The organism is Shinella oryzae (assembly GCF_023038235.1).
Lineage (GTDB): Bacteria > Pseudomonadota > Alphaproteobacteria > Rhizobiales > Rhizobiaceae > Shinella > Shinella sumterensis.
Map to the genome: position 1 here is coordinate 1,231,651 of NZ_CP081987.1, position 25,271 is coordinate 1,256,921.

24 protein-coding genes and 1 tRNA gene are annotated in these 25,271 nt (G+C 64.0%); 19 read left to right on the forward strand and 6 right to left on the reverse strand.

Going from position 1 to position 25,271, the window contains the following annotated elements; genetic code table 11:
• Positions 1-8 precede the first annotated feature (8 nt).
• The 3 genes from K6301_RS06170 to K6301_RS06180 all read right to left on the reverse strand — a co-directional run bounded on the left by K6301_RS06170 (position 9) and on the right by K6301_RS06180 (position 2,092).
• A complete protein-coding gene (locus K6301_RS06170; protein ID WP_247219926.1) occupies positions 9-482 on the reverse strand; it encodes a GNAT family N-acetyltransferase in 474 nt (157 codons plus the stop codon).
• Entirely contained in the window at positions 482-1,609 is a 1,128-nt protein-coding gene (locus tag K6301_RS06175) for an S-(hydroxymethyl)glutathione dehydrogenase/class III alcohol dehydrogenase (RefSeq protein WP_134649081.1), read from the reverse strand. Before K6301_RS06175 ends, K6301_RS06170 begins: the two co-directional genes overlap by 1 nt.
• Before the next feature lie 78 nt (positions 1,610-1,687).
• Positions 1,688-2,092, reverse strand: a complete 405-nt coding sequence (locus K6301_RS06180) for a helix-turn-helix domain-containing protein (protein ID WP_247219927.1) — start codon at positions 2,090-2,092, stop codon at positions 1,688-1,690.
• Between the two features lie 154 nt (positions 2,093-2,246).
• Here K6301_RS06180 and K6301_RS06185 point away from each other — a divergent pair, with 154 nt between their 5' ends.
• From K6301_RS06185 to K6301_RS06195, 3 genes are all read left to right on the forward strand, one after another.
• On the forward strand, positions 2,247-3,197 hold the full coding sequence (locus K6301_RS06185; protein WP_247219929.1) for a DMT family transporter: 951 nt from the start codon (positions 2,247-2,249) through the stop codon (positions 3,195-3,197).
• 76 nt (positions 3,198-3,273) lie between these two features.
• On the forward strand, positions 3,274-5,226 hold the full coding sequence (locus tag K6301_RS06190; RefSeq protein WP_247219931.1) for an acetyl-CoA carboxylase biotin carboxylase subunit: 1,953 nt from the start codon (positions 3,274-3,276) through the stop codon (positions 5,224-5,226).
• Positions 5,227-5,293: 67 nt separating this feature from the next.
• Entirely contained in the window at positions 5,294-6,538 is a 1,245-nt protein-coding gene (locus K6301_RS06195; RefSeq protein WP_247219933.1) for a hypothetical protein, read from the forward strand.
• Here K6301_RS06195 and lipB read toward each other — a convergent pair.
• Positions 6,511-7,257: a lipoyl(octanoyl) transferase LipB gene (lipB, locus tag K6301_RS06200; protein ID WP_247219935.1), complete on the reverse strand. Its 747-nt coding sequence runs from the start codon at positions 7,255-7,257 to the stop codon at positions 6,511-6,513. The genes K6301_RS06195 and lipB overlap by 28 nt on opposite strands.
• A gap of 45 nt (positions 7,258-7,302) precedes the next feature.
• On the opposite strand from lipB, the gene K6301_RS06205 reads away from it, so the two are divergent.
• From K6301_RS06205 to exoR, 3 genes are all read left to right on the forward strand, one after another.
• Positions 7,303-7,488 carry a hypothetical protein gene (locus K6301_RS06205; RefSeq protein WP_134649086.1) on the forward strand — a complete coding sequence of 62 codons (186 nt, stop codon included), beginning with the start codon at positions 7,303-7,305 and terminating at the stop codon, positions 7,486-7,488.
• Positions 7,453-7,537, forward strand: a tRNA-Leu gene (locus K6301_RS06210). The genes K6301_RS06205 and K6301_RS06210 overlap by 36 nt, the downstream gene beginning before the upstream one ends.
• A 462-nt stretch (positions 7,538-7,999) precedes the next feature.
• Positions 8,000-8,785 (forward strand): exopolysaccharide production regulator ExoR, encoded by a 786-nt coding sequence (exoR, locus tag K6301_RS06215; RefSeq protein ID WP_425475375.1) that lies wholly within the window; start codon positions 8,000-8,002, stop codon positions 8,783-8,785.
• A gap of 27 nt (positions 8,786-8,812) precedes the next feature.
• Here the strand turns inward: exoR and xth are convergent, their stop codons facing one another.
• Positions 8,813-9,604 carry an exodeoxyribonuclease III gene (gene xth, locus K6301_RS06220; protein WP_247220519.1) on the reverse strand — a complete coding sequence of 264 codons (792 nt, stop codon included), beginning with the start codon at positions 9,602-9,604 and terminating at the stop codon, positions 8,813-8,815.
• Between the two features lie 66 nt (positions 9,605-9,670).
• The gene (gene erpA / locus K6301_RS06225; protein WP_134649087.1) at positions 9,671-10,003 is read right to left on the reverse strand and encodes an iron-sulfur cluster insertion protein ErpA; all 333 of its coding nucleotides are present in this window, start codon (positions 10,001-10,003) and stop codon (positions 9,671-9,673) included.
• Positions 10,004-10,220: 217 nt separating this feature from the next.
• Here erpA and K6301_RS06230 point away from each other — a divergent pair, with 217 nt between their 5' ends.
• The 13 genes from K6301_RS06230 to K6301_RS06290 all read left to right on the forward strand — a co-directional run bounded on the left by K6301_RS06230 (position 10,221) and on the right by K6301_RS06290 (position 25,106).
• Positions 10,221-11,441: a deoxyguanosinetriphosphate triphosphohydrolase gene (locus tag K6301_RS06230; RefSeq protein WP_247219937.1), complete on the forward strand. Its 1,221-nt coding sequence runs from the start codon at positions 10,221-10,223 to the stop codon at positions 11,439-11,441.
• A gap of 68 nt (positions 11,442-11,509) precedes the next feature.
• The gene (argS, locus tag K6301_RS06235; protein WP_247219939.1) at positions 11,510-13,270 is read left to right on the forward strand and encodes an arginine--tRNA ligase; all 1,761 of its coding nucleotides are present in this window, start codon (positions 11,510-11,512) and stop codon (positions 13,268-13,270) included.
• Between the two features lie 62 nt (positions 13,271-13,332).
• On the forward strand, positions 13,333-16,650 hold the full coding sequence (locus tag K6301_RS06240; protein WP_247219941.1) for an SPOR domain-containing protein: 3,318 nt from the start codon (positions 13,333-13,335) through the stop codon (positions 16,648-16,650).
• Between the two features lie 129 nt (positions 16,651-16,779).
• Complete coding sequence (gene nagZ, locus K6301_RS06245; protein ID WP_247219943.1) at positions 16,780-17,799, forward strand: beta-N-acetylhexosaminidase; 1,020 nt, start codon at positions 16,780-16,782, stop codon at positions 17,797-17,799.
• A 108-nt stretch (positions 17,800-17,907) separates the two neighbouring features.
• Positions 17,908-18,717, forward strand: coding sequence for a segregation and condensation protein A (locus K6301_RS06250; protein WP_247219945.1), 810 nt, complete (start codon positions 17,908-17,910; stop codon positions 18,715-18,717).
• Positions 18,710-19,414: an SMC-Scp complex subunit ScpB gene (scpB, locus tag K6301_RS06255; RefSeq protein WP_247219947.1), complete on the forward strand. Its 705-nt coding sequence runs from the start codon at positions 18,710-18,712 to the stop codon at positions 19,412-19,414. Before K6301_RS06250 ends, scpB begins: the two co-directional genes overlap by 8 nt.
• Before the next feature lie 63 nt (positions 19,415-19,477).
• Positions 19,478-20,581 (forward strand): ABC transporter ATP-binding protein, encoded by a 1,104-nt coding sequence (locus tag K6301_RS06260; RefSeq protein WP_247219949.1) that lies wholly within the window; start codon positions 19,478-19,480, stop codon positions 20,579-20,581.
• Positions 20,582-20,623: 42 nt separating this feature from the next.
• Complete coding sequence (locus tag K6301_RS06265) at positions 20,624-20,818, forward strand: twin-arginine translocase TatA/TatE family subunit (protein ID WP_134649095.1); 195 nt, start codon at positions 20,624-20,626, stop codon at positions 20,816-20,818.
• A gap of 50 nt (positions 20,819-20,868) precedes the next feature.
• A complete protein-coding gene (gene tatB, locus K6301_RS06270; protein WP_247219950.1) occupies positions 20,869-21,492 on the forward strand; it encodes a Sec-independent protein translocase protein TatB in 624 nt (207 codons plus the stop codon).
• Entirely contained in the window at positions 21,489-22,319 is an 831-nt protein-coding gene (gene tatC, locus K6301_RS06275) for a twin-arginine translocase subunit TatC (protein ID WP_247219952.1), read from the forward strand. The genes tatB and tatC overlap by 4 nt, the downstream gene beginning before the upstream one ends.
• Positions 22,320-22,385: 66 nt before the next feature.
• Positions 22,386-23,669 (forward strand): serine--tRNA ligase, encoded by a 1,284-nt coding sequence (gene serS, locus K6301_RS06280; RefSeq protein WP_247219953.1) that lies wholly within the window; start codon positions 22,386-22,388, stop codon positions 23,667-23,669.
• A 13-nt stretch (positions 23,670-23,682) separates the two neighbouring features.
• On the forward strand, positions 23,683-24,453 hold the full coding sequence (surE, locus tag K6301_RS06285; protein ID WP_247219955.1) for a 5'/3'-nucleotidase SurE: 771 nt from the start codon (positions 23,683-23,685) through the stop codon (positions 24,451-24,453).
• Positions 24,450-25,106, forward strand: coding sequence for a protein-L-isoaspartate(D-aspartate) O-methyltransferase (locus K6301_RS06290; RefSeq protein WP_134649100.1), 657 nt, complete (start codon positions 24,450-24,452; stop codon positions 25,104-25,106). Before surE ends, K6301_RS06290 begins: the two co-directional genes overlap by 4 nt.
• Positions 25,107-25,271: the final 165 nt, after the last annotated feature.

Here is a 25,271-nt window from a genome sequence, read left to right on the forward strand (position 1 = left end):
CCGTCTTTTCAGCTCGCCCGTTCATGGCCCTCGGCCGGCCGCACCATATCGACATGCGGAATGCTGTCCTCGACATATTCTGCCGAAGTCGGCACGAAGCCAAGGGACCGGTAGAAGGGTTCGAGATGGCTCTGCGCCGAAAGCGCGATCGGCTGGCCAGGAAAATGCGTCCCGCAGGCATCGATCGCCGCACGCATCAGAACGCTGCCGAGCCCGCTGCCGCGATGGTCCGGCGCGACGATGACCCGGCCGATGCGCGGGAAATCGTCCTCCGGCTTCACCAATCGCGCATAGGCCGCAGTCTCGCCGTCGATCAGCAAGCGCAGATGCAGCGCGTCTGCGTCCTTCCCATCCAGCTCCGGATAAGCGCAGGCCTGCTCGACCACGAAGACATCGACCCGCAGCTTCAGCAAGGCATAAAGCTCCAGCGCGGAGAACGCTTCCATTCTCCGCACATCGACGCTGTAGGCGGTTGCCGTCATCAGTAGACGACGACGCTGCGGATGGACTTGCCCTCATGCATGAGGTCGAAGCCCTTGTTGATGTCTTCCAGCGGCATGGTGTGGGTGATCATCGGATCGATCTGGATCTTACCTTCCATGTACCAGTCGACGATCTTGGGAACATCCGTGCGGCCGCGTGCGCCGCCGAAGGCCGTGCCCATCCAGTTGCGGCCGGTGACCAGCTGGAACGGACGCGTCGAGATTTCCTGGCCCGCGCCGGCGACGCCGATGATGACCGACTTGCCCCAGCCGCGATGGGCCGATTCCAGCGCCTGGCGCATGACCTTCGTGTTGCCGGTGCAGTCGAAGGTGTAGTCGGCGCCGCCGATCGTGTCGCCGTTGCGCTTCGTCATGTTGACGAGATAGGGCACGATGTCGTCGCCCACCTCTTTCGGATTGACGAAATGCGTCATGCCGAACTTCTCACCCCAGGCCTTGCGGTCGTTGTTGATATCGACGCCGATGATCATGTCGGCGCCGGCAAGGCGCAGGCCCTGCAGCACGTTGAGGCCGATGCCGCCAAGGCCGAAGACGATGGCCGTCGAGCCCACTTCCACCTTGGCCGTGTTGATGACGGCGCCGATGCCGGTGGTCACGCCGCAGCCGATGTAGCAGATCTTGTCGAACGGGGCGTCCGGGTTGACCTTGGCGAGCGCGATCTCCGGCAGGACCGTGTAGTTCGCAAAGGTCGAGCAGCCCATATAGTGGAAAATCTTGTCCTTGCCGATCGAGAAGCGCGAGGTGCCGTCGGGCATCACGCCCTGGCCCTGCGTGGCGCGGATGGCGGTGCAGAGGTTGGTCTTGCGCGACAGGCAGGAGTAACATTCGCGGCATTCCGGCGTGTAGAGCGGAATGACATGGTCGCCCTTCTTCAGCGACGTGACGCCCGGGCCGACATCGACGACGATACCGGCGCCCTCATGGCCGAGAATGGCGGGGAAAAGGCCTTCCGGGTCGGCACCCGACAGGGTGAACTCGTCCGTATGGCAGATGCCGGTCGCCTTCACCTCGATGAGCACCTCGCCGGCGCGCGGGCCTTCGAGCTGCACGGTCATCACTTCCAGCGGTTTTCCTGCCTGAACGGCAACGGCGGCACGTACGTCCATAGTCGTCTCCCTATACGGATTCTCTTGCGGCCAGACCATTGCAGAGCCGGGCCGCCGTCTCAAGTCTTGGGGGTGAAATCAGGCCTGATCTTTTTGTATCAGCCTGGCGATCTCGGCTTCGAGCGCGGCGATCGCCTTGCCCGTCCGCTCGTGCATCTGGTGCACCTCGCGGAGCTGGCGAAGCAGCGGATGGAGGTGTTCGTCGCCGGCGGGATCGCTCGGTGCATCGCCGATGCCCGCGATCAGCCAGGACGGCGAGACCGACAGGACGCCTGCCAGCATGAAGAGCGCCTTGGTGTCCGGCTCGGCGCGATCGCTCTCCCAGCCGCCGACCGTGTCCTGCGGCAGGCCGAGCCGGGCCGCGAGGTCTTCCAGGGAAAGGCCGATGGCATCGCGCGCGCGCCAGATGCGGCCGCCCAGCGTGTCGCCGTCGGTGCGGATGGCAGGAAAAGGGATTGTGTTGTTTTCGCCGGCAATGGTCATCGCGGCCTCCAATGTGTTTCCGGCAAGTTTACAGGCAGAGAAGGCTTTGTATCTACCTCAAATGCGCCGCTTCGCGCCGCCTCTGCAGGGCCTGAAATCCGGCATTGCCAGTTGAGTGAAAAGGTCTAAGGAGAAGGTAACGAGGAGACAAACCATGAATGCAGGCGCAGGCCCTGCCGGCCAGTCCGGCGCAAACACCATGCAGGGCGTGGCGCTCATGGCCGTCGCCATGCTGCTTCTGCCCTGCATGGATGCCATCGCCAAATACATGGCCAATTTCGCCGGCATGTCGCCGGGGCAGGTCACGTTCTACCGCTTCTTCTTCCAGCTGGTCTGCACCGTGCCGCTGATTTTCACGGCGGCCGGCGCCGCGACACTGCGCCCGAAGCGTCCATGGCTCAACCTCCTGCGCGGGGCCATCCACGGTGCCGCAAGCCTGCTGTTCTTCGCCGCCGTCAAGTACATGCCGCTGGCGGATGTCTTCGCGATCTACTTCGTCGAACCCTTCATCCTGACAGCCATGTCGGCCGCCTTTCTCGGTGACAGGGTCGGCTGGCGGCGTTGGCTCGCCATCATCATCGGCTTTGGCGGCGCGCTCATCGTCATCCAGCCCAGTTTCGTGCTGTTCGGCTGGACGGCGCTGCTGCCGGTCGGCTGCGCCTTCCTGTATTCCGTCTATCTCTTCATGAACCGGGCGATCGGCGATGCCGATTCTCCCCTCACCATGCAGACGATCGCCGGCTTCGGCGGAACGCTGTTCATGGGCCTGGCCCTGATGATCGGCAACAATGCCGGCGTTGCGGATTTCGAACTGTCGCTACCGCCATCGCTTTTCACGCTCATCCTGCTGCTCATCCTGGGGGCGCTGTCGGGCTATGCGCATATGCTGGTGGTGCGCGCCTTCCGCATGGCGCCGCTCTCGCTGCTGGCGCCCTTCCAGTATTTCGAGATCATCTCGGCCACCGTGCTCGGCTACGCGATCTTCGGCGATTTCCCGACGCCGTCGAAATGGCTCGGTATCGCGGTCATCGTCGCTTCCGGCCTTTTCATCATCTGGCGCGAACAAAAGAGCCGGAAGGTGAGGGCGGACATCGCCTTCGACTAAAGTGCCCGCGCGCCGCCGTTGAATGGCTGGCGCTTTTGTGGCTACAAATCCTGCACAAGACTGCCGGGAGGAAAGCATGTTCACGAAAATCCTGATTGCCAACCGCGGCGAGATCGCCTGCCGCGTGATAAGGACGGCACGCAGGATGGGCATCGCCACCGTGGCGGTCTATTCCGACGCGGATCGCGATGCGCTCCATGTCGAAATGGCCGACGAAGCCGTTCCTATCGGCCCGGCGCCGGCGGCCGAAAGCTATCTGGTCGCAGACAAGATCATCGCCGCCTGCAAGGAGACCGGCGCAGAGGCGGTTCATCCCGGCTACGGCTTCCTGTCCGAGCGCGCCAGCTTCTGCGAGGCGCTGGAAGCGGAGGGCATCGTCTTCATCGGCCCGAAGTCAAAGGCGATCCGCGCCATGGGCGACAAGATCGAATCAAAGAAATTCGCCAATGCCGCGAAGGTCTCGACGGTGCCGGGCTTCCTCGGCGTCATCGAGGATGCCGCCCATGCCGAGCGCATCGCCGGCGAGATCGGCTATCCCGTGATGATCAAGGCGTCCGCCGGCGGCGGCGGCAAGGGCATGCGCATCGCTTGGAACGAGGAAGAGGCGCGCGACGGCTTCGACCGCGCCCGCTCGGAGGCGAAAAGCGCCTTCGGCGACGACCGCGTCTTCATCGAGAAATACATCGTCGACCCGCGCCATATCGAGATCCAGGTACTCGCGGATGCGCATGGCACGACGCTCTATCTCGGCGAGCGCGAATGCTCCATCCAGCGCCGAAACCAGAAGGTCGTCGAGGAGGCGCCGTCGCCGTTTCTCGATGAGGCGACGCGGCGTGCCATGGGCGAGCAGTCGGTGGCGCTCGCCAAAGCCGTCGATTACCAGAGCGCGGGCACGGTGGAGTTCATCGTCGACCGCGACCGCAATTTCTATTTCCTCGAGATGAACACCCGCCTGCAGGTCGAGCATCCGGTGACGGAACTCGTCACGGGCATCGACCTCGTGGAGCAGATGATCCGCATCGCCGCCGGCGAGAAGCTGACGCTGGCGCAGGACGATATTCGCCTTGACGGTTGGGCCATTGAAAGCCGCCTCTATGCCGAGGACCCGTACCGCAGCTTCCTGCCGTCCATCGGCCGGCTCACGCGCTATCGCCCGCCCGCGGAAGGGAAGACCGGTTCGACGATCGTGCGCAACGATACCGGCGTCTACGAGGGCGCCGAAATCTCGATGTACTACGATCCGATGGTCGCCAAGCTCTGCACCTGGGCGCCGAGCCGCCTGGAGGCGATCGACGCCATGAGCGACGCGCTCGACGGTTTCACCGTCGATGGCATCGAGCATAATGTTCCCTTCCTCGCCGCGCTGATGCGGCATCCGCGCTGGCGGGAGGGGCGGCTTTCGACGGGCTTCATCGCCGAGGAGTATCCCGACGGCTTCATGCCGATGGCGCCGAGCGCCGACGAGGCGCAGGTGCTGGCCCGTGTCGCGCTGTCGGCCCATCTGACCGATGCCGCGCGCCGGGCGAAACATCTTGACCGTCTGCGCCCGGCACAAGGTCTGCGACCCGACTGGGTGGTGAAGATCGGCGATGATTATCACGCGCTTACGACGGCGGATGCGGTCGAGAGCGACTGGCGGCCGGGCGATGCCGTCTGGCGCGGCGCGGTCGACGGCCAATCGGTGACGGCGCAGGTGCGGCCGCTGCGAAACGGCATGCGCATCGACTGGCAGGGTCTTTCCGTGCTGACCCGCGTCTTCACGCCGCGCCTTGCCGAACTCGATGCGCTGATGCCGGTCAAACTGCCCCCGGATACTTCGAAAATGCTGCTCTGCCCCATGCCGGGCCTCATGGTGTCGATCGCCGTGCAGGAGGGGCAGGAGGTCAAGGCGGGCGAGACCCTGGCCGTCGTGGAGGCGATGAAGATGGAAAACGTGCTGCGCGCCGAGCGCGACCTGACCGTCGGACCGATCCGTGCCCGGCCCGGCGAAAGCCTGGCCGTGGATGCTGTCATCATGGAATTCGCCTGAGTCTTGAGATTTGTTAGGAAATCGCCGCTAGCCTGAAATCTCCGGTCATGAGGCCGGGGAGGACGCCATGTCGACATCGGTTTCGGTGATCTTGCTGCTGGCAATCAATCTCGGCCTGATCTGGCTGTTGATCGCCGCGCCGGTCGGCCGCCGCACCCTGCGGCTCAGCCGGGTGGTGAAGGCGTCGCCGTCGCGTCTCGCCGGGCTGGTCAGCCCGCTCGGGAGGGAAGCGGACTGGCATCCCGCGATCCTGTCGAGCGAACCGCTTTCCGCAGATCGTGTCCGGCAGACCTTTCGCTATCCCGACCGGCGGGGCGAGCCGATCACGCGCACCGTGTCGGTGCGCGAAGCGCGCGACGGCGATGGCATCGCCTGCGAGACGCGCGTTATCGAAGACAGCGCGCTCGATGCGTCCTTCTGGCATGATTATATCGATCGGCGTTTCCTGCGTCCCGTGCCGGGCGGCACGCTGATGACGGTCGAACAGACGGATCGTTATCGCGGCATCGCCTTTCTTCTTTTCCGTTATGTGCAGCTGCGCCGGGAAATGAAGGCGCTCGACCAGTGGCTGGCCACAGGCCAGGGCGATGTGAGGGGCGTTCTGGAACGGCCGGCGACGCAGGTGGCGCTCGCCGTCCTGTCCACGTTGCTGCTCTGGCCGTTCTTCGGGCCCAACGCCCGCGGGCTGTTGCTGTCGTCTTTTCTGACCGTGGTGATCGTTCTGCACGAATTCGGGCACATGGCCGCCTACCGGGCCTTCGGCCACAAGCGCGTGCGCATGATCTTCGTTCCGTTGCTCGGCGGCATCGCCGTCGGCGGGCGGCCTTACAATTCACGATTCGAGGTGGCGGTCTGCGCGCTGATGGGCGCGGGCATGTCCGCCTTCCTGGTGCCGCCGCTGATCGCGCTGCACGATGCAGGCTCGCACGCGACAAGTGCGGCCGTGCTGGTCTTCCTGCTGATCCTCGGCGCGTTCAACCTGCTCAATCTGCTGCCCATGCATCGCTTCGATGGCGGGCAGGTGTTGCGTCAGGTCTTCCCCAGTCGAAGCGGCCTGCTTTCGGCGAGCTTCCTCGTGACGCTCGCCATCGTCTTCGTCGGCTGGCGTATCGGCCTGCCGTTCATGCTTCTCATCGCCGGCCTTGCCGTCTTCACGCTGTTGAGCCTGATCGGTGCCGGTGGCGTGAAACCCCGCCGTGCGCTGGAACCGATGACGCCGCCGCAGCGGCTGCTCGCGGGCTTCGGCCTCTACGCAGCTCTTTCCCTGCACGGCTACGCCATCGTCTATGCCTGCGACGCGCTTATGGCCTGACAGTCGATGTCGGGAGTGGTTTCACCGAAGACGCGCTCGAACGAGTCGCGGATGCGGACATCCACGTCGCTCATCATGACCGGCAGGCCGAGATCGACGAGGCTGGTCACGCCGTAGCCGCGGATGCCGCAGGGGACGATGCCGCTGAAATGCTCCAGATCCGGATCGACATTGAGGGAGAAGCCATGAAAGCTCACCCAGCGGCGCAGGCGAATGCCGATGGCGGCGATCTTGTCCTCGGCCGGCGAGCCATCCGGCAGCGGCGGGCGTTCGGGTCGGCGCACCCAGACGCCGACACGATCCTCACGCCGCTCGCCACGGACGTTCATGGAATCGAGCGCATCGATGACGACGGCTTCGAGCGCCGCCACGAAGGCGCGCACATCCTGTCGCCGGCGCTTGAGATCCAGCATGACATAGACGACGCGCTGGCCCGGCCCGTGATAAGTGTACTCGCCGCCGCGTCCCGTCGAAAACACCGGAAACCGATCGGGGGCCACGAGGTCATCCGGCACCGCGCTCGTGCCGGCGGTGTAGAGGGGTGGATGCTCGACCAGCCAGACGAGTTCGTCGGCCTCGCCGCGGGCGATGGCCGCGGCCTCGCGCTCCATCGTTTCGACCGCCTCGTCATAGGCGACAAGTCCCGGCGCGACGCGCCAGCGCACCGGCGGGGAGCCGGGAATCGCTAGAAGGGATGTCTCGATGTCCTGGCGCTGCATGACGGCCTTCCTTTCGGGTTCCTTGTGCCAGATATAGGAGCGATCATGCAAGGATTTCAGGGGTTTCCGGGGCTTCTCGAAGGGGCTGTTGAAATTGTTTCGCTTTCCCTCATTTTTCTTGTCACGCGGCCTTGTGCACCCCAAATCCTTTTGCTACATGCACCCCCGTCGCCGCAAGACGACATCTACCACGATGCGGTCGTGGCGGAATTGGTAGACGCGCAGCGTTGAGGTCGCTGTGGGGCAACCCGTGGAAGTTCGAGTCTTCTCGACCGCACCAAGAACCCGGCCTAGTGCCGGGTTTTCTCGTTTCCGGGCTTCTGTTTTCCCTTCCCCCGCGCAGCCAATCCCGCCGCTTTCGCGCGGCGTCCATCGGGCGCGCCTAAATGGTGCTCAAATCATCTGCGACAAGCGTTATAGTTAATGTTTCCTTACTGTTGAGCGCTTGCGGTGGGGAAATCACAGCGTTGCTGGAAATTCTGTGACAGAATCGCAACACATTTTTTTCCAGAGTTTGCTACACCCTCTGGCAAGCGACGAAATGTCCATTTCCCGCCACAAACGGGGCGCAGCGATGGGGACATGCAGATGCGGGCGACCGCGCTCAAGGGAAACGATGAGCCAAACGATGTCATTGCCGCCGGAATTGTCGGAAAAGCGTACGAAAACCGTACGCTCCCGCTTTCGTCGTCGAAGACCGGCCGGCCGCGGAATAGTTGAAGTGATACCCAGGTCTGAGTTGATGCCGATGAAAGTACTTGTAATGGGTCTTTGCCTTTCGCTCTCCTGCGGGATGGCGTCGACGGCTCTGGCATTCGATCCCGATGCGGGCATTACCAAGGAAAGCGGGCCCTTCGATCTCTTCAAGTTCGGTTTCTTCTCCTACAAGGAAGGTCGCAAGGGCGATGCCGTCGAGGCCTATCGCTACGCCGCGGAAAAGGGGCATACGGGTTCGCGCTGGGCGCTCGCCAATATGTATGCCGACGGCGACGGCGTGCCGGAAAATGATCTGGAAGCCTTCAAGATCTATAGCGAGATCGCCCGCGCCGGCGTCGAGCCGGGCTCTGAAGACACGGGTTATTTCGCGAGCGCCCTGATTTCGCTTGCCAGCTATTATCGCCGCGGCATTCCGGACAGTCCTGTCCGGATCGATCTGGCGCAGGCGCGTCAGCTCTATTTCCAGGCCGCATCCACCTTCGGCATCCCGGAAGCGCAGTTCCAGCTTGGCCGCATGATGCTGCGCGGCGAGGGTGGCAATGTGTCGGTGCATCAGGCCAAGAAGTGGCTGAACCGCGCGCGCAACAAGGGCCATGCCGGCGCCATGGGCCTGTTCGGTAACATTCTCTTCCAGGAAGGGGATACCGCGCGCGGACTCGCCTTCATGACGGCGGCGCTGGACCATTGCCCGCCCAAGGACTGTGGCTGGCTTCAGGCGACGCAGGAAGAAGCCTTCTCCGTCGCCACCGAGGAAGACCGCCGAAAGGGCGTCGCGCTCGCCCAGAGCATCCGTTTCAACCCCAACGAATAGCCTGATCCGCAAGCGATCAGGCGCGCATCACGCTGCGTAGTCGAGCACGGCCACGACGGGCACATGGTCCGAGGGCTTTTCCCAATTGCGCACATGCTTCTCGACGCCCGTCGAGACCAGACGGTCCGATGCCTCGGCCGACAGCATGAGATGGTCGATGCGGATACCGTAGTTCTTCGGCCAGCACCCGCCCTGATAATCCCAGAACGTATAGAGCGGTGCGGCATCCGATGAGGCGCGCAAAGCATCGGTGAGGCCGAGATTTTCAAGACGGCGGAAGGCCTGCCGGGTCGGCGGCAGATAGAGCGCGTCCCGTTCCCAGACCTTGACGTCCCAGCAGTCGTGCGGCTCGGGGATGACATTGTAGTCGCCGGCAAGCACCAGGGGTTCCTCCAGCGCCAGGCGATCCTGCGCGAAGGCGAAGAGGCGTTCCATCCACGAAAGCTTGTAAGGGTATTTGACCGGGTCGTCGGCGGGGTTGCCGTTCGGCAGGTAGATCGAGCAGACGCGGATCGCGCCGCCGTCAACGGAAAAGACGCCTTCGATGAAGCGCGCCTGTTCGTCGGCCGCGTCGCCGGGAAGGCCGCGGTTCACCTCGTCGGGGCGGATCTTCGACAGAAGCGCGACGCCGTTGAAACCCTTCTGCCCGTGTGTCTCCACATGATAGCCGAGCGCTTCGATCTCAAGGCGGGGAAAGGTCTCGTCGACCGTCTTGATTTCCTGCAACGCGACGATGTCGGGGTTCGATTCTTTCAGCCACGCGACGAGGTTTTCGATCCGGGCCCGCACGCCGTTGATGTTCCAGGTGGCAATCTTGATCGGCATGCGGTTTCCGTTTCGCGTGTTTTTCAGGCCAGCCTCGGTCGGCCGGGTTCCAAAGTGAGGTCAGATCGAGAAGCTGGTGCCGCAGCCGCAATTGGCGACGGCGTTCGGGTTCTTGATCTGGAAAGACTGGCCGAGGAGGTTGTCGACGAAGTCGATCTCCGAGCCGTCCATATAGACGAGCGAAAGCTGATCGATCAGCACGCGCGCATTGTCCTTCTCCAGCACGAGATCGTCGTCCTGCTGGTCTTCGACGAGATCGAACTTGTAGGAAAAGCCGGAACAGCCGCCGCCTTCGACGGAGACGCGAAGCGCCTGCTTTTCGGGAGAGGAGCCGAGAATGCTCGCAATGCGCCGGGCGGCGGCATCGGAGAGGGTTACGGGTTGGTCGTTCATGTCTGCCTCCTGCCGGGGTCAAGATCCGGAGAGAATCGCTTGTTCGCACTGGCCGGCGCGGCTGCGCCGTGAGGCCCGGCTGCGGGCGGAACCGTCGCCAGATCATTGAAAACGCTGATCTTTAAGACGGAGCTTGCGGCCGGACTTGCTGCTATGCACACTATAGGTATGAAGGCATTGAGGCCGCGTCAATGGGCGGCGTGAATGCAGGTGACGAATGACACTCGACAGACATGCGCTGGGTTTCGGCGCCGGACAGCGCGCCATCTATGCTTCCGATCCCTGGACAAGCCGTGGACGGCTGTTTCCCGAAAGCGAAAGCCCCACGCGATCGGATTTCCAGCGCGACCGAGACCGCATCGTGCACACGACGGCTTTCCGGCGCCTCAAGCACAAGACGCAGGTGTTCATCGCCGCCGACGGGGACCATTACCGTACGCGGCTGACGCACACGATCGAAGTGGCGCAGATCGCCCGCGCCCTGGCGCGCGCGCTGAAGCTCGACGAGGATCTCGCCGAAGGCGTGGCGCTGGTGCACGATTTCGGCCACACCCCCTTCGGCCATACCGGGGAGGACGCGCTGCAGGAGGTGCTGGAGCCGTTCGGCGGCTTCGATCACAACGCCCAGTCCCTGCGCATCGTCACCAAGCTCGAGCGGCGTTATGCCGAGTTCGACGGGCTGAACCTGACTTGGGAAAGCCTGGAGGGCCTGGTCAAGCACAACGGTCCGCTGATCGGCCCCAACGGGGAATGCACCCATGGCAAGGAGGTGCCGCGGCCCATTCTCGAATATTGCGCGCAGCATGACCTGGAGATCGGCAGTTTCGCGAGCCTGGAGGCGCAGGTCGCCGCCATCGCCGACGATATCGCCTACAACACCCATGACATCGACGACGGTCTGCGCTCCGGCTTCCTGACCTTCGACATGCTGGAGGACGTGCCGTTCCTCGCGGGGCTGATGAAGGAAGTGCATGACCGCTATCCCGGTCTGGAGGCGTCGCGCTTCACCCATGAGATTATGCGCCGGCAGATCACGGCGATGGTGGAGGACGTGATCGGCTATGCGCAACGCGCGCTGCTCGACGTTCGCCCCGAGAGCGCCGACGATGTGCGCAAGGCGCGCCGATGCATGGCGACCTTTTCCGAGGGTATGGGGCAGACCGATCGGCAGATCAAGAAGCTCCTGTTCTCGCGGATCTACCGGCACCCGGAAGTCATGCGCGTGCGCGCCAATGCCGCGTCGATCCTGACCGATCTCTACCACGCCTACATGGATGACCCGCAGCTCATGCAAGGGCACTACTGGGTCGATCGCATCGCCACCATGCCGGAATCGGCGCGTGCTCGCCACGTCGCGGATTATCTGGCGGGCATGACCGACAATTACGCGATCAACACCCATCGACGGCTGTTTGACCATACCCCTGAATTGCGATAGTCAGCCGGCACCCCGAATTTCTTCGCAGAAAAGCCCCCGATGCGGGTCTCTGCGCGCGGATGGATGAGATGAACCTTTTTACAGACTTCGACAGCAGAATCAAAAACGTACTCGAAGGACTTCAAATCGTCCGTGAGAAGCGCGCCGAACTCGATTTCGGCCGTATCTCCGTCGAGCCGCCGCGCGATCAGAGCCATGGCGATGTTGCGACGAATGCGGCGATGGTTCTCGCCAAGCCGCTCGGCCTTAATCCCCGCGCGCTTGCCGATCTCATTGTCGCCGAGCTGAAGAACGATCCGGAAGTCGCCGATGTCGGCGTGGCCGGGCCGGGCTTCATCAATGTGCGCCTGTCCGTCGCTTACTGGCAGAAGCTTCTGGCCGCCGTCGTCACGGCTGGCACCGATTACGGCCGCAGCACGGTCGGCACCGGCCGCAAGGTCAATGTGGAATATGTGTCGGCCAATCCGACCGGGCCCATGCATGTCGGCCATTGCCGCGGTGCGGTGGTCGGCGATGCGCTTGCCAATCTTCTTGGCTTCGCCGGCTACGACGTCACCAAGGAATACTACATCAACGATGCCGGGTCGCAGATCGATGTGCTGGCGCGGTCGGCCTTCCTTCGCTATCGCCAGGCGCTCGGCGAGACCATCGGCGAGATCCCGCCGGGCCTCTATCCCGGCGACTACCTGATTCCGGTCGGGGAGGCGCTTGTGGCCGAACACGGCACGTCGCTGCGGGCGATGTCGGAGGCGCAGTGGCTACCGATCGTCAAGGAAAAGGCCATCGAAATGATGATGGCGATGATCCGCGAGGACCTTGCCGCCCTCAATGTCGTGCATGACGTCTTCTTCTCGGAGCGTTCGCTGCATGCCGGAAACGGTGCGCCGATCCGCACCGCGATCAACGACCTGACCTTCAAGGGCTATGTCTACAAGGGGGTCTTGCCGCCGCCGAAGGGCCAGCTTCCGGAAGACTGGGAAGATCGCGAGCAGACCCTGTTCCGCTCGACCGAGGTGGGCGACGATATCGACCGCCCGCTGATCAAGTCCGACGGCTCCTATACCTACTTTGCCGCTGACGTCGCCTACTTCAAGGACAAGTTCGATCGCGGCTTCGACGAGATGATCTATGTGCTCGGCGCCGACCATGGCGGTTACGTCAAGCGCCTGGAGGCGGTCGCCAAGGCCGTTTCCGATGGAAGCTCGAAGCTGACCGTCCTGCTGTGCCAGCTCGTCAAGCTCTTCCGCGATGGCGAGCCGGTGAAGATGTCCAAGCGCTCCGGCGATTTCGTCACCCTGCGCGATGTCGTCGAGGAGGTCGGCCGCGATCCCGTCCGCTTCATGATGCTCTACCGCAAGAGCAGCGAGCCGCTCGACTTCGATTTCGCGAAGGTGACGGAGCAGTCCAAGGACAATCCGGTCTTCTATGTGCAGTACGCCCATGCGCGTTGCATGTCGGTGTTCCGCCAGGCGGCCGAAGCCCTGCCGGACCTCGATGTAAGCGCGCTCGATCTTGCCGGCGCGATCGCCGGAAATATCGCGGATCCCAGCGAGTTGCAGCTTCTGGCAAAACTGGCAGAATATCCCCGTGTCATCGAAGGTGCGGCAGCGGCGCAGGAGCCGCATCGCATTGCATTTTATCTCTATGAACTTGCCAGCGCATTCCACGGACACTGGAACAAGGGTAAAGAACAACCGGAATTACGGTTTGTTAACGATAAAAATAGAGAATTGACCATCGCCAGACTTGGGCTGGTGCACGCTGTCGCTTCCGTTCTCAAGTCGGGCCTGTCCATTACAGGCACCGCAGCACCGGATGAAATGCGATAACGTCACCATTTACCCATAATAAGCTGGCAATGCGTCTTTGTGGCTTATGAGTGGGAAGCAGTATGGCTGACAAGAACTTCGCGCGAAGCGGAACCGGTGATGCGGGCCTCTTGGCGGATGATGATCCGCTGAGCGAGCTTACCCGTCTCGTGAACTTCGATCCGCGCCCGGTGCAGGGCGTGGCGCAATCCTTCTCGGAAACCGCGCAGCCGGCGTCCCGGCGCGAGAATGCGGTTCTCGCGCTTGAGGACGAGCTGATGCGCGCCTTCGAGCAATACGATGCGCCCGCAAGCCGCGTTTCGGCGCAGCCGCTGGTGGAGTCGGTCGCCGAGCGCCATGTCGAGCCCGTCTTTGACGTGCCGGCACCGGTTGTCGAGGACCGCGCCGCGATCATCGACGAGATCCCTGAGCGGGACACCTTCGTGAGCGCCCCGCGCCATCAGGAGCCGTCCTTCGCCGAACCCTCTTTCGCCGAGCCCGCCTTCGAGGCGCCGGCAGAAGCCTATCAATCGCCTGTTTATGCCGAGCCCGTTTTCGAGCCGGAAGTCGATGCGTTCGTCGCCAGCCCTGTCGAGGATTTTTCCGCGCACGACGTCCATGCCGACGCGGCCGGCGACTGGGAACCATCGTTCGAAGAGGCGCCGGTAACGGTCGATGCTCCGGTCTTCCAGGCCGATGAGCCCGCTGACTCCGCCCTTCTGCTGGCCGATGAGCTCGAAGGCGCTGTTCAGGAAGTGCCGCCGGTTTCGGTCGAAGCGGAGGCCCATGCAGGCCTGCAGTTCGCCGACCGGTTCGAGCCGCATTTCGAGGCGCCGCCGCAGATTTCGCCTGTTGCGGAACACGAAACCTATGCCGCGCCGGAGCCGACATTCCTCGGCCTGCAGCCGGTGGAAGGCGACACGATTTCCGATCTTGGCGTGGATCTCGAGCGTGAACTGGAACTGTCGCTCGGCGATGCTTTCACGGATGGCGATCAGGGGTACGACGCGAGTGCCGAGGCGGCCTTCCTCCAGCCGCTGCCGGTCGCCGCGACAGCGGTCGAAAGTGCCGTCGAGCCCGTTGCGGACACCTGGATACCGGCTGACTCGGGTGTCGAGCATGCCGAGCCCTTCCATGCCGAGACCGCCTACTACGCCGGTGAGGAACCGCATTTCGTTTCCGACATGCCGGTCGAGACCGCCGAAGACCACGCACGCGCTGTCGCCGAAGCCCAGCAATCCTGGCAGGCGGAGCCCGTCCATGAGGCGGAGCCGGATTATCAGGTGCAGTCCGTCCAGAAGGGCCAGGGCTACGACCGCGACTCGCTGCTGGCCGAAGTCGAGCTTTATCCGGTGCCGGAGGCGAGCTCGCCCTTTTCCGCCGCCACAGCTGCTGCCGCGACGGCTGCAACGGTGACCGCCGCTGCCGCAGCGCAGCGCAATTCCTTTGCGAACGTTTCGGCCATCTTCGGGCGTGCAACCCCGACGGGACGCCGCGAGACCGTGGCCGAGAAGGCCGTCACGTCCGCCACGCCGACATTTACCGAGCCCGCCTTCACCGCGCCGGCAGCTGTCACCGAGACCCGTCACGAGCCGGTTTCCAGCCCGATACCGGCCGCCGAGCCGGAGGTCGATTTCGACAATTTGGATTTCGACCTCTCGGACATCGATCTGGACCTGTCCGATTTCTCGCTGGACGAAGCGCCGGTCGCCGCAACGCCCGTGGCCCGCGCGGAGGTTGCCCCGGCAGAGGTGGTGCGCCCGGTCGAAGTGGAACGCACCGTGCGCCGCGAGCCCGCTGTCGCCGTTCCCGTGTCGACCTACACGGCGCCGCAGCCGGTCATCGCGGAAACCGCTGACGGTTCCCTGCCGTTCGACCCGACCATGATTGCCGACACGGATGTCGGCGTGGCGCCGGTCACGGAACTGGACGTGCCGCAGCTTCCCGTTGTCGAGAAGGAAAAGCCGCAGGCCTACCAGCCCGATTTCGATTTCGACCTAGATGCGGAGATGGCCCAGCTCTTCACCGAGCCGGCTGCACCGGCGCGTGCGGAAGATCTGTCGCGCGGCGCTGCTACGGGAGCGGCCGCGGTCGGCCAGCCGGCGGCGCAGATCAACGATGTCGATGATTTCGAACGGGCGCTCGAAGAGGATTTCCGCCGCTCGCTGCACCAGCCGGAGCGCATGGCCATCCCCGTCGATCCCGGCCAGGCCAACACGCTTTATGCCGGCGACGGCTATGATGACGAACAGTCGCGCCCGCGCCGCGGCATGCTGATTGCGGCGTCCGTTGCCGCCCTGCTGCTTGTTGGCGGCGGTGGCGTCTATGCATGGTCGTCGTTCACGGGCGGCGGAGCGGCAAGTTCCGGTGAGCCGCGCGTCATCCTCGCCGACAAGGAGCCGATCAAGGTCGTGCCCGAGGAGCGCGGCGGCAAGACCGTGCCCAACCAGGACAAGGCTGTCTACGATCGCGTGGCAGGCGACGGCGCCAGCACGCCGCAGCAGGAGCAGCTCGTCACCTCGTCGGAAGAGCCGATTGATGTCGTTCAGCGCACGCTGACCCCGGAGACCCTGCCGTTCGACGATGCCGATGACGGCCAGGAAACGGCTGGCGCTGACGATGACAACCGCCTGCTTCCGGGCGTGGACGAGCCGGAAAAGGCGACCGCCGACACCAACAAGCCGGTCGTGTCGCCCCGCAAGGTACGCACCATGATCGTCAAGCCCGACGGCACGCTGGTTGCCCGCGAGGACACGCCGGCCACGCAGGAAACCGCCCAGCTCGACGCGAAGCCGACGGCGACCACCGGCCGCACGGCGGGTGAAGCCGCCGCCGCCGAGGCCGAGGTCGATCCCGACGCCTCGCTGCGTGCCGAACAGGCCGCCACCAACACGCAGCCGCGTTCGGCGCTCGCCGAAGTGGCGAATGCGCAGGTCGACGACACGGCGCCTGTCCGCACCGTGAAGACGACGACCTTCGGCGCGGAAACCGCAACGACGACCGGCAACAACACGCCGACGCCGGAAAGCCGTCCGGTGGACCAGCCGGTCAACGTCGTCGGCACCGTCACCGAAAACGGCAATGTCCGCGGCCAGCAGACCGCTGCCGCAACGACGGGCCAGGCTGCCGAGACCACCCAGGTCGCCGCCGTGACGCCCGGCAGCTACGTCGTGCAGATCGCCTCGCTGCCATCAGAGGCAGAAGCGCAGAAGACCTACAATTCGCTGTCTGCCAAATTCGGCAGCGTCATCGGCGGTCGCGGCGTTGATATCAAGCAGGTGGCGATCCCCAACAAGGGCACGTTCTACCGTGTCCGCATCCCGGCGGGCTCGCGTGAGGAGGCCAACAGCCTCTGCAATCGCTACAAGGGCGCCGGCGGCAGCTGCCTCGTGACCCGCTGAGGCAAGCGGTCAGCATCATGAAGGGCGCGGATCCTGTCCGCGCCCTTTCGATTCCGTCGCGAGGCGCATCGCGGATAGCCGGCAGAGCAGGGCCTCGTCTTTCTTCCCCGAACCAATAAGATTGCCGATATGAGCGAATCGAAATCCTTCATTTCGGGCTGCAAGGGCCTGAGCCTCACCGCCGACGAAAAAGCCTTCTTCCGCGATGAGCGGCCATGGGGGTTCATCCTGTTCGGCCGCAATATCGGTGAGCCGGCGCAGGTTGCCGATCTCACTGCCGAAATGCGCGATTGCGTCGGCGGCGATGCCGATATTCCCGTGCTGATCGACCAGGAAGGCGGGCGCGTTCAGCGCATCAAGCCGCCGCATGTCCAGCAATATCCGAACGCTGCCGCGCTCGGTGCGATCTATCGTGCCGACGAGGCAAAGGGCCTGCGCGCCAGTTGGCTGATGTCGCGCCTTCACGCCTTCGACCTGCTGCGCCTCGGCATCAACGTGGATTGCCTGCCGGTGCTGGACGTCGCCGTTCCCGGCGTGCACGATGTCATCGGCAATCGCGCCTATGGCCAGGAACCGGAAATCGTGTCCGCCATGGGCAAGGCCGCGGCGGAAGGCCTGAAGGCCGGAGGCATGTTGCCGATCATGAAGCACATGCCCGGCCACGGCCGCACGATGGTCGATTCCCACCACGACCTGCCCGTCGTGCAGGCGAGCCTGGAAGAACTCGACATATGCGACTTCGTGCCGTTCCGGCGCATGAACGACGAGTTGATGGCGATGTCGGCGCATATCGTCTTCACGGCCATCGACCCCGACAATCCGGCCACCACGTCGCCGAAGGTCGTGCGCGAAATCATCCGCGAGAGGATCGGTTTCGACGGGCTCCTGATGTCCGATGACGTCTCGATGAATGCGCTGCGAGGCGATATTGCCGGAAGAACACGGGGAATCATCGCCGCGGGCCTCGACATGGTGTTGCATTGCCATGGCATCATGGACGAAATGCTGGCAGTGACCGAAAACGTTCCGCCCCTTTCCGGCGAGAGCCTGCGGCGGGCGAAGGCGGTCCGTGCAGGCTTCCAGGCGCCCGACGGTGCGGACGAGCAGGCGCTGCGAGAGGAATTCAACGCCATGATCGCGGTGGCCTGATCTGCCGCATCGCGGTGTGCGTCGGGAACTGCGTTCGAACACGAGAGGCGCGACGTGCAGGCAACGGGCGGCAAGCCACCGAGGAAAGGACGCGGCGCGGATGCGCCGATGGATGACCTGTGGCAGGACGACGCCTCGGGGCGGGGCCTGCACGAGGAAAGCCTCGTCGTGGATCTCGCCGGCTTCGAAGGGCCGCTCGACCTGCTCCTGCATCTTGCCCGCACGCAGAAGGTCGATTTGACGCGTATCTCCGTGCTGGCGCTGGCCGAGCAATATCTGGTCTTCATCGACCGGGCGCGCAAGATCCGCATCGAGCTTGCCGCCGACTATCTCGTCATGGCGGCGTGGCTTGCCTATCTCAAGTCGCGCCTCCTCATTCCCAGGCAGGCGAAGGATGACGGTCCTTCGGGCGAGGAGATGGCGGCGAGCCTTGCCTTCCGCCTCAAGCGGCTGGAGGCCATGCGCGATGCCGCGACGAAGCTGGTCAACCGCAACCGCCTCGGCCGAGACGTGTTCGCGCGCGGCATGCCCGAGCATATCCCGACGGAACGTCGCTCGGCCTTCGAGGCGTCGCTCTACGATCTGCTCACCGCCTACGCGTCGCTGCGCCAGCGCCATGCGATCACCCAGGTCACCATCGAAAAGCGCAGCGTCTGGTCGCTGGCCGACGCGCGCGAGATCATGCAACTCCTCGTCGGCGATTTCGACGATGACTGGACTGCGCTCGATCATTTCATGCTGCGCTACCTGAGCGATCCCGCCGAGCGGACCACGGCGATTGCCAGCGCATTTGCCGCGACGCTGGAACTGGTCAGGGAAGGGCGGCTGGAACTGCGACAGGACGGCGTCTTCCAGCCGATCTATCTGCGCCGGGGCCAGAAGGCCGGAGAAGGCAGCGAGGGCGAAGAGGGTGGCTGACGACGTGGATGCCGACACGGAGAACGCGACGGTCGTCGATCCACGGCGGCTGTATGAGGCCACGCGCATCGCCGAGGCGCTGGTGTTCGCGTCCGCGGGCCCCGTTTCCTCCGCCTATATCGCCGAGCGGCTGCCCCGCGGTGTCGACGTCCTGCATGTCATGCGCGAACTGAAGGCGTTCTACGCGGGGCGTGGTGTCAATCTCGTGCAGATGGAGGACAGCTGGGCGTTCCGCACGGCGCCCGATATGTCCTTCGTCATCCGCACCGACGAGACGGAGGTGCGCAAAGTTTCGCGCGCCGCGCTCGAGGTGCTTTCGATCATCGCCTACCACCAGCCGGTGACGCGCGCCGAGATCGAGGATATCCGCGGCGTCCAGACATCCAAGGGCACACTCGACGTGCTCATGGAGGCCGGCTGGGTGCGCCTGCGCGGCCGCCGCCGCTCGCCGGGCCGTCCCGTGACATTCGGCACCACGCGGGATTTTCTCGATCATTTCGGGCTGGAAGAGCTGCGCGACCTGCCGGGCCTCGATGAACTGAAGGGCACGGGCCTGCTGTCGGGCCGTATTCCGTCCAATTTCCAGATCCCCATGCCGCTTGGCGAGGACGAGCTTGCGGAGGACGAGGATCCGCTGACACAACTCGACCTTGAGGAACTCGGACTCTTGACACCGGGCGGAAAAGCGGACGAATAGACGAAGGTTTATGCAAGACTGCATCGTCGACCTCCGCGCCGGCGACAGGGAAAGACTTCGGCAATGGCTTCGGACCCGTCAGGTTCCAACGGCATCGAGGCGAGACGGGCTTCGGCGGTGACCTTCGCGTCGCGCCTCGTCTTCGATGACATTCATCACAGCTATCACAACAAGGACACCATTCGTGGCCTCTCGCTGACGGCGGAACCGGGTGAGGTCCTGTGCCTGCTCGGGCCGTCCGGCTCGGGCAAGACCACCTTGCTGCGCATCGCCGCCGGCATCGAGGCGCAGACGCGCGGCCGCGTCCTGCTCGACGATCGCGAGATCGCGGGCCCGGATGTCTTCCTGCCGCCGGAACGACGCGGCGTCGGCCTGATGTTCCAGGATTTCGCGCTCTTCCCGCACATGTCCGTGCTCGACAATGTGCGCTTCGGCCTGACGGCGCTGCCGCGTGCCGAAGCGGAGGCGGAAGCGAACGTAGCGCTGGACCGCGTCGGTCTGTCGCACTACGCCGCAAAGTTCCCGCATATGCTGTCGGGCGGCGAGCAGCAGCGCGTGGCGCTTGCGCGCGCCCTCGCACCCCGTCCGAGCGTTCTCCTGATGGACGAGCCGTTCTCGGGCCTGGACTCGCGGCTCAAGGATTCCATTCGTGCCGATACGCTCGCCATCCTGCGCAAATCCCGCGCCAGCGCGATCGTCGTCACGCACGACGCCGAGGAAGCGATGCGCATGGGCGACCGCATCGCGCTTCTGAAGGACGGCAGGCTCGTCCAGGTCGGTACCGCCGAGGATCTCTATCTCAAGCCGAAAGACATATTCGCCGCGGCGTTCTTCTCAGAGATCAACGAATTTCCGGGCCACGTTCGCGGCGGCGTGGTGGAAACGCCGCTCGGCAATGTCGATGGCAAAGATTTTACCGACGGCCAGAAAGTTCATGTAGCGGTGCGTTTGACAGGCATTCGGGTGCAGGAAACCGGCGGCGAGACGCCGGCACGCATCCTTTCGCGGCGTTTCCTCGGCGTGGTGGAGCTTTTGGAGCTTGCCGTCGATGGAACCGACCGTCCCGTTCGAGCGCGGGTGAGGGCCGATCAACTGCCTGCCGGATTGCGCGATGTCACGCTTTCGGCTAACCAGCGCGACATACTTGTGTTTGAAAAAGACGGCTGAACGTCTTACATCGGGATCAAGGTTCAAAAGGGAGTCAAGCGAATGGGTTCTTTCAGCATCTGGCATTGGCTGATTGTTCTGGTGGTGGTGCTGCTGCTGTTCGGCCGCGGTAAAATTCCGGAACTGATGGGCGATGTCGCCAAGGGCATCAAGAACTTCAAGAAGGGCATGACGGACGAGGAAGCCAACGCCGAGCAGGCGAAGACCGTCGACCACAAGGCCGACGAGGTCAAGTAACCGGCATTCGGCTGCGGACGGTGGTGCGCGGCTTCTGAGGACAGTACCCAATGCTTGATGTCGGCTGGACCGAGATACTCGTCATCGCCATCGTCCTGATCCTGGTGGTGGGCCCGAAGGACCTGCCGCCGATGCTCAGGACGTTCGGCCGCATGGTGACAAAGATGCGCGGCATGGCGAGCGATTTCCGCCAGCAGTTCGACGAAGCGCTGCGCGAAGCCGATCTCGACGATGTCCGCAAGACCATCGGCGACGCCCAGAAGCTGAACCCGCTGAACACCATCCGCGATGCGGTCAATCCGTTGCGCCAGGTGGGTGGCGAGATCAAGTCCGACCTTCAAAAATCCGTCAACGCGTCGACCTCATCCGTCTCGACGCCGGCTTCTGCCGTTTCGGCCGTGCCATCGGAAGCGAACAAGCCCGCGTCTGCTGAACCGGTCGCCGCCGAGCCCCTGAAGAAGGGGCCGACGCGCAAGACGGCGGCGAAGAAGGCCGAACTCACCACGGCCAGCACCGAGACGGCTGCGCGCAAGCCGGCTGCCAAGGTGAAGGCAGAGCCGAAGGCCGTTGCGGCCAAGCCGGCCGCGAAAGCCTCTGGTGCAAAGAAGACGGTCGCCGCCAAGACATCCACGGCAAAGGCCAAGACTGCTAAGACCCGGAAGGATGAGGCATGAGCGGCGATATCGAAGACAAGCCCCAGCCGCTCCTCGAGCACCTGATCGAACTGCGCCAGCGCCTGATGTGGGCTGTCGGCGCGTTCTTCATCGCCTTCCTGGTGTGCTTCTACTTTGCCAAGCAGCTCTTCAACATCCTGGTGCTGCCGTTCAAGTGGTCCGTCGAATGGGCCGGCCTGACGCATCGCAATGTCGAACTCATCTACACGGCGCCGCAGGAGTTTTTCTTCACGCAGATCAAGGTCGCCATGTTCAGCGCCCTTGTCATCGCCTTTCCGGTGATTGCCCAGCAGGTCTACAAGTTCGTGGCGCCCGGCCTCTACAAGAACGAGCGCGCCGCCTTCCTGCCGTTCCTTATCGCGTCCCCGATCCTGTTTCTTCTCGGCGCGGCACTCGTCTACTTCTTCTTCACGCCCATGGTCATGTGGTTCTTCCTCGCCATGGAGCAGGGTGGCGGCGAGGGCCAGGTTTCCATTCAGCTTCTGCCGAAGGTTTCGGAATATCTCAGCCTCATCATGTCGCTGATCTTCGCCTTCGGTCTGGTGTTCCAGCTGCCCGTCATCTCGTCGCTTCTGGTGCGCGCCGGCTTCATCACGTCGCAGACGCTTGCGGAGAAGCGCAAATACGCAATCGTCATCGCCTTTGTCGTGGCGGCCGTGCTGACCCCGCCCGATCCGGTGTCCCAGATCGGCCTTGCACTGCCGGCCATCCTTCTCTACGAGATTTCCATCTATACGGCCCGACTCATCGAACGGCAGCGGGCGAGCGCCTCGAACGCGCAGGATGCGGAAAACGAGGTCGCTGCAACGCAGGGCGAGGCTGAATAAGCCTTCGCCTGCGGGTCGCTGCCGGGCGTGGATGGGCCTTCATCCACGGAAGAGCCTGGAACGACAATGCTTGATATAAAATGGATCCGCGACAATCCGGCTGCCCTTGACGCTGCTCTCGCCAAGCGCGGCGCAAGCCCGCTCGCGCAGGCGCTGATCGACCTCGACGAGAAGCGCCGCAGCGTCATCCAGACCGCGCAGGACATGCAGTCGCGCCGCAATGCCGCCTCCAAGGAAATCGGTGCGGCCATGGCCGCCAAGAACACGGACCTTGCCGAGAAGCTGAAGGCGGAAGTCTCTGCTATCAAGGACCGGCTTCCCGCCGCCGAGGAGGAAGAGCGGCAGGTTACGGCCGAACTCAACGACGCCCTGGCGCGCCTGCCGAACATTCCCTTCGAGGACGTGCCCGTCGGGGCGGACGAAGCGGGCAATGTCGAGAAGCACCGCTGGGGCAACAGGCCCGCCTGGAACCACAAGGCGCTGGAGCATTACGAGATCGGCGAAGCCCTCGGCTACATGGATTTCGAGGCCGCGGCGAAGATCGCCGGTTCGCGCTTCACCGTGCTGAAGGGGCAGCTTGCCCGTCTGGAACGCGCGCTCGGCCAGTTCATGATCGACGTGCACACGCAAGAGCACGGCTATACGGAAGTGCATGCGCCGCTCCTCGTGCGCGACGACGCCATGTTCGGCACGGGCCAGCTGCCGAAGTTCTCCGAAGACCTTTTCCGCACCACCGATGGCCGCTGGCTGATCCCGACGGCGGAGGTCTCGCTGACCAACCTGGTGCGTGAGGAAATCCTTGAACAGGAAAAGCTTCCCCTGCGCTTCACGGCGCTGACGCCGTGCTTCCGCTCGGAGGCGGGTTCGGCCGGGCGTGACACGCGCGGCATGCTGCGCCAGCACCAGTTCATGAAGTGCGAACTCGTCTCGATCACGGATGCCGAAAGCGCCGTGGATGAGCATGAGCGCATGACGGCCTGCGCGGAAACGATCCTCCAGCGCCTCGGCCTGCATTACCGCGTCATGACGCTCTGCACCGGCGACATGGGTTTTGGCGCCCGGAAAACCTACGATCTGGAAGTCTGGCTGCCCGGCCAGGACACGTTCCGCGAAATCTCGTCCTGCTCGGTCTGCGGCGATTTCCAGGGGCGGCGGATGAATGCGCGCTACCGCGGCAAGGACGACAAGGCGACGAAGTTCGTGCATACGCTCAACGGCTCGGGAACGGCCGTCGGCCGCGCGCTGATCGCCGTCATGGAAAATTACCTGAATGCGGACGGCACCGTGACTGTGCCGGAGGCGCTGCTGCCCTATATGGGCGGTCTGACGAAGATTGAGAAGGCCGCCTGAGGCGGGACGGGGCATGCGCATTCTCCTGACGAACGACGACGGTATCCACGCCGAGGGCCTGGCGGCTCTCGAAAGGATCGCGCGCGAGCTGACGGACGACGTCTGGGTCGTCGCGCCGGAGACCGACCAGAGCGGCCTTGCCCATTCTCTCACGCTCTCCGAGCCGCTGCGGCTCCGGAAGATCGATGAGAAGCGTTTTGCGCTGCGCGGCACGCCGACCGATTGCGTCATCATGGGCGTGCGCGAGGTTCTCGACGAAAAGCCGGATCTTGTTCTGTCGGGCGTCAATGCCGGCGCGAACATGGCTGACGACGTCACCTATTCCGGCACCATCGCCGGCGCCATCGAGGGTACGCTTCAGGGCATCAAGTCGATCGCGCTCAGCCAGGCCTACAACCATGCCAATGGCCGTATCGTGCCGTGGGAGGTTGCCGAGACCTTTGCGCCCAAGCTCATTCGCCAGCTGATGGATGTCGAGTTGCCGGACTGGACGTTCTTCAACCTCAATTTCCCGAATTGCGCGCCGAAGGAACTCCAGGGCGTCGAAGTCACCAGCCAGGGCAAGCTCGATTTCGGGCTGACCATCGACGAGCGCGCCGATGGCCGCGGCTTTCCCTATTACTGGCTGCGCTTCGGCGAGCGGAAGGGCGATTTCCGCGCGGGCACCGATATCCATGCGGTGAAGAACCACAAGATTTCCGTCACGCCGCTCAAGCTCGACCTGACGGACTATACGGTACTGGACCGCGTGAAGCGCGCCCTGATCAGTGAGGATGCCGATTGAGCACGGGACGGGTGATCGAGAAGGAAGGTTTTGCTGCGCTGGCGCTGCGCCTGCGCGGCGAGGGCATCAACAATCTCGAACTCCTGACGGCGGTGGAGCAGACGCCGCGCACGCTCTTCGTTCCCCCGCAGTTTGCCGGCGATGCCTATTCGAGCCGCCTGCTGCCGCTCGAATGCGGCTCCTTCGCCGAAGGCATCGATCTCGCCGTGCGCCTGCTGCACATTCTGAACCTCAAGGCAGGGCAGCGCGTGCTGGAAGTCGGCACCGGCAGCGGCTTCACCGCCGCTGTGATGGGGCGCCTGACCGAGCGCGTGCTGACCATCGACCGCTACCGGACGCTGGTCACGAACGCCCAGCAGGCCATCGAAAAGGCAGGCACGCGCAACGTCATCGTCCGCCAGGCCGATGGCAGCAACGGCATGCCGGGCGAGGGCACCTTCGACCGCATCCTCGTCACCGCCGCCTTTCCCGCCCTGCCGCGCTTCTTTGCCGAACAGCTCGTCTCCGGCGGCGTCCTCATCGCGCCCGCCATGGTCAGTGAAACCGAATGTCGCATGCTGAAGCTCACCAAGACCGGCAGCCGCTTCGACCGTGAGGATCTCTTTGCGGTGCCCTATCTGCCCATCGTTCCGATGATGGCGCAGGCGCTCTGAGCGCCCGAACGTTTTATCCTGCCTCCATGCCTAGTATTATCGGCCGAGTCGTTTCGGCGGTTTTTTTCGCATTGTCGCGCGCGTTTCTGTGCGTCTTCCTCCTGGCCGTCCCGAAAAGTGCAACGTTAACCATTTGTTAACCCGCGCAAGTTTCGCGCAAGCTTC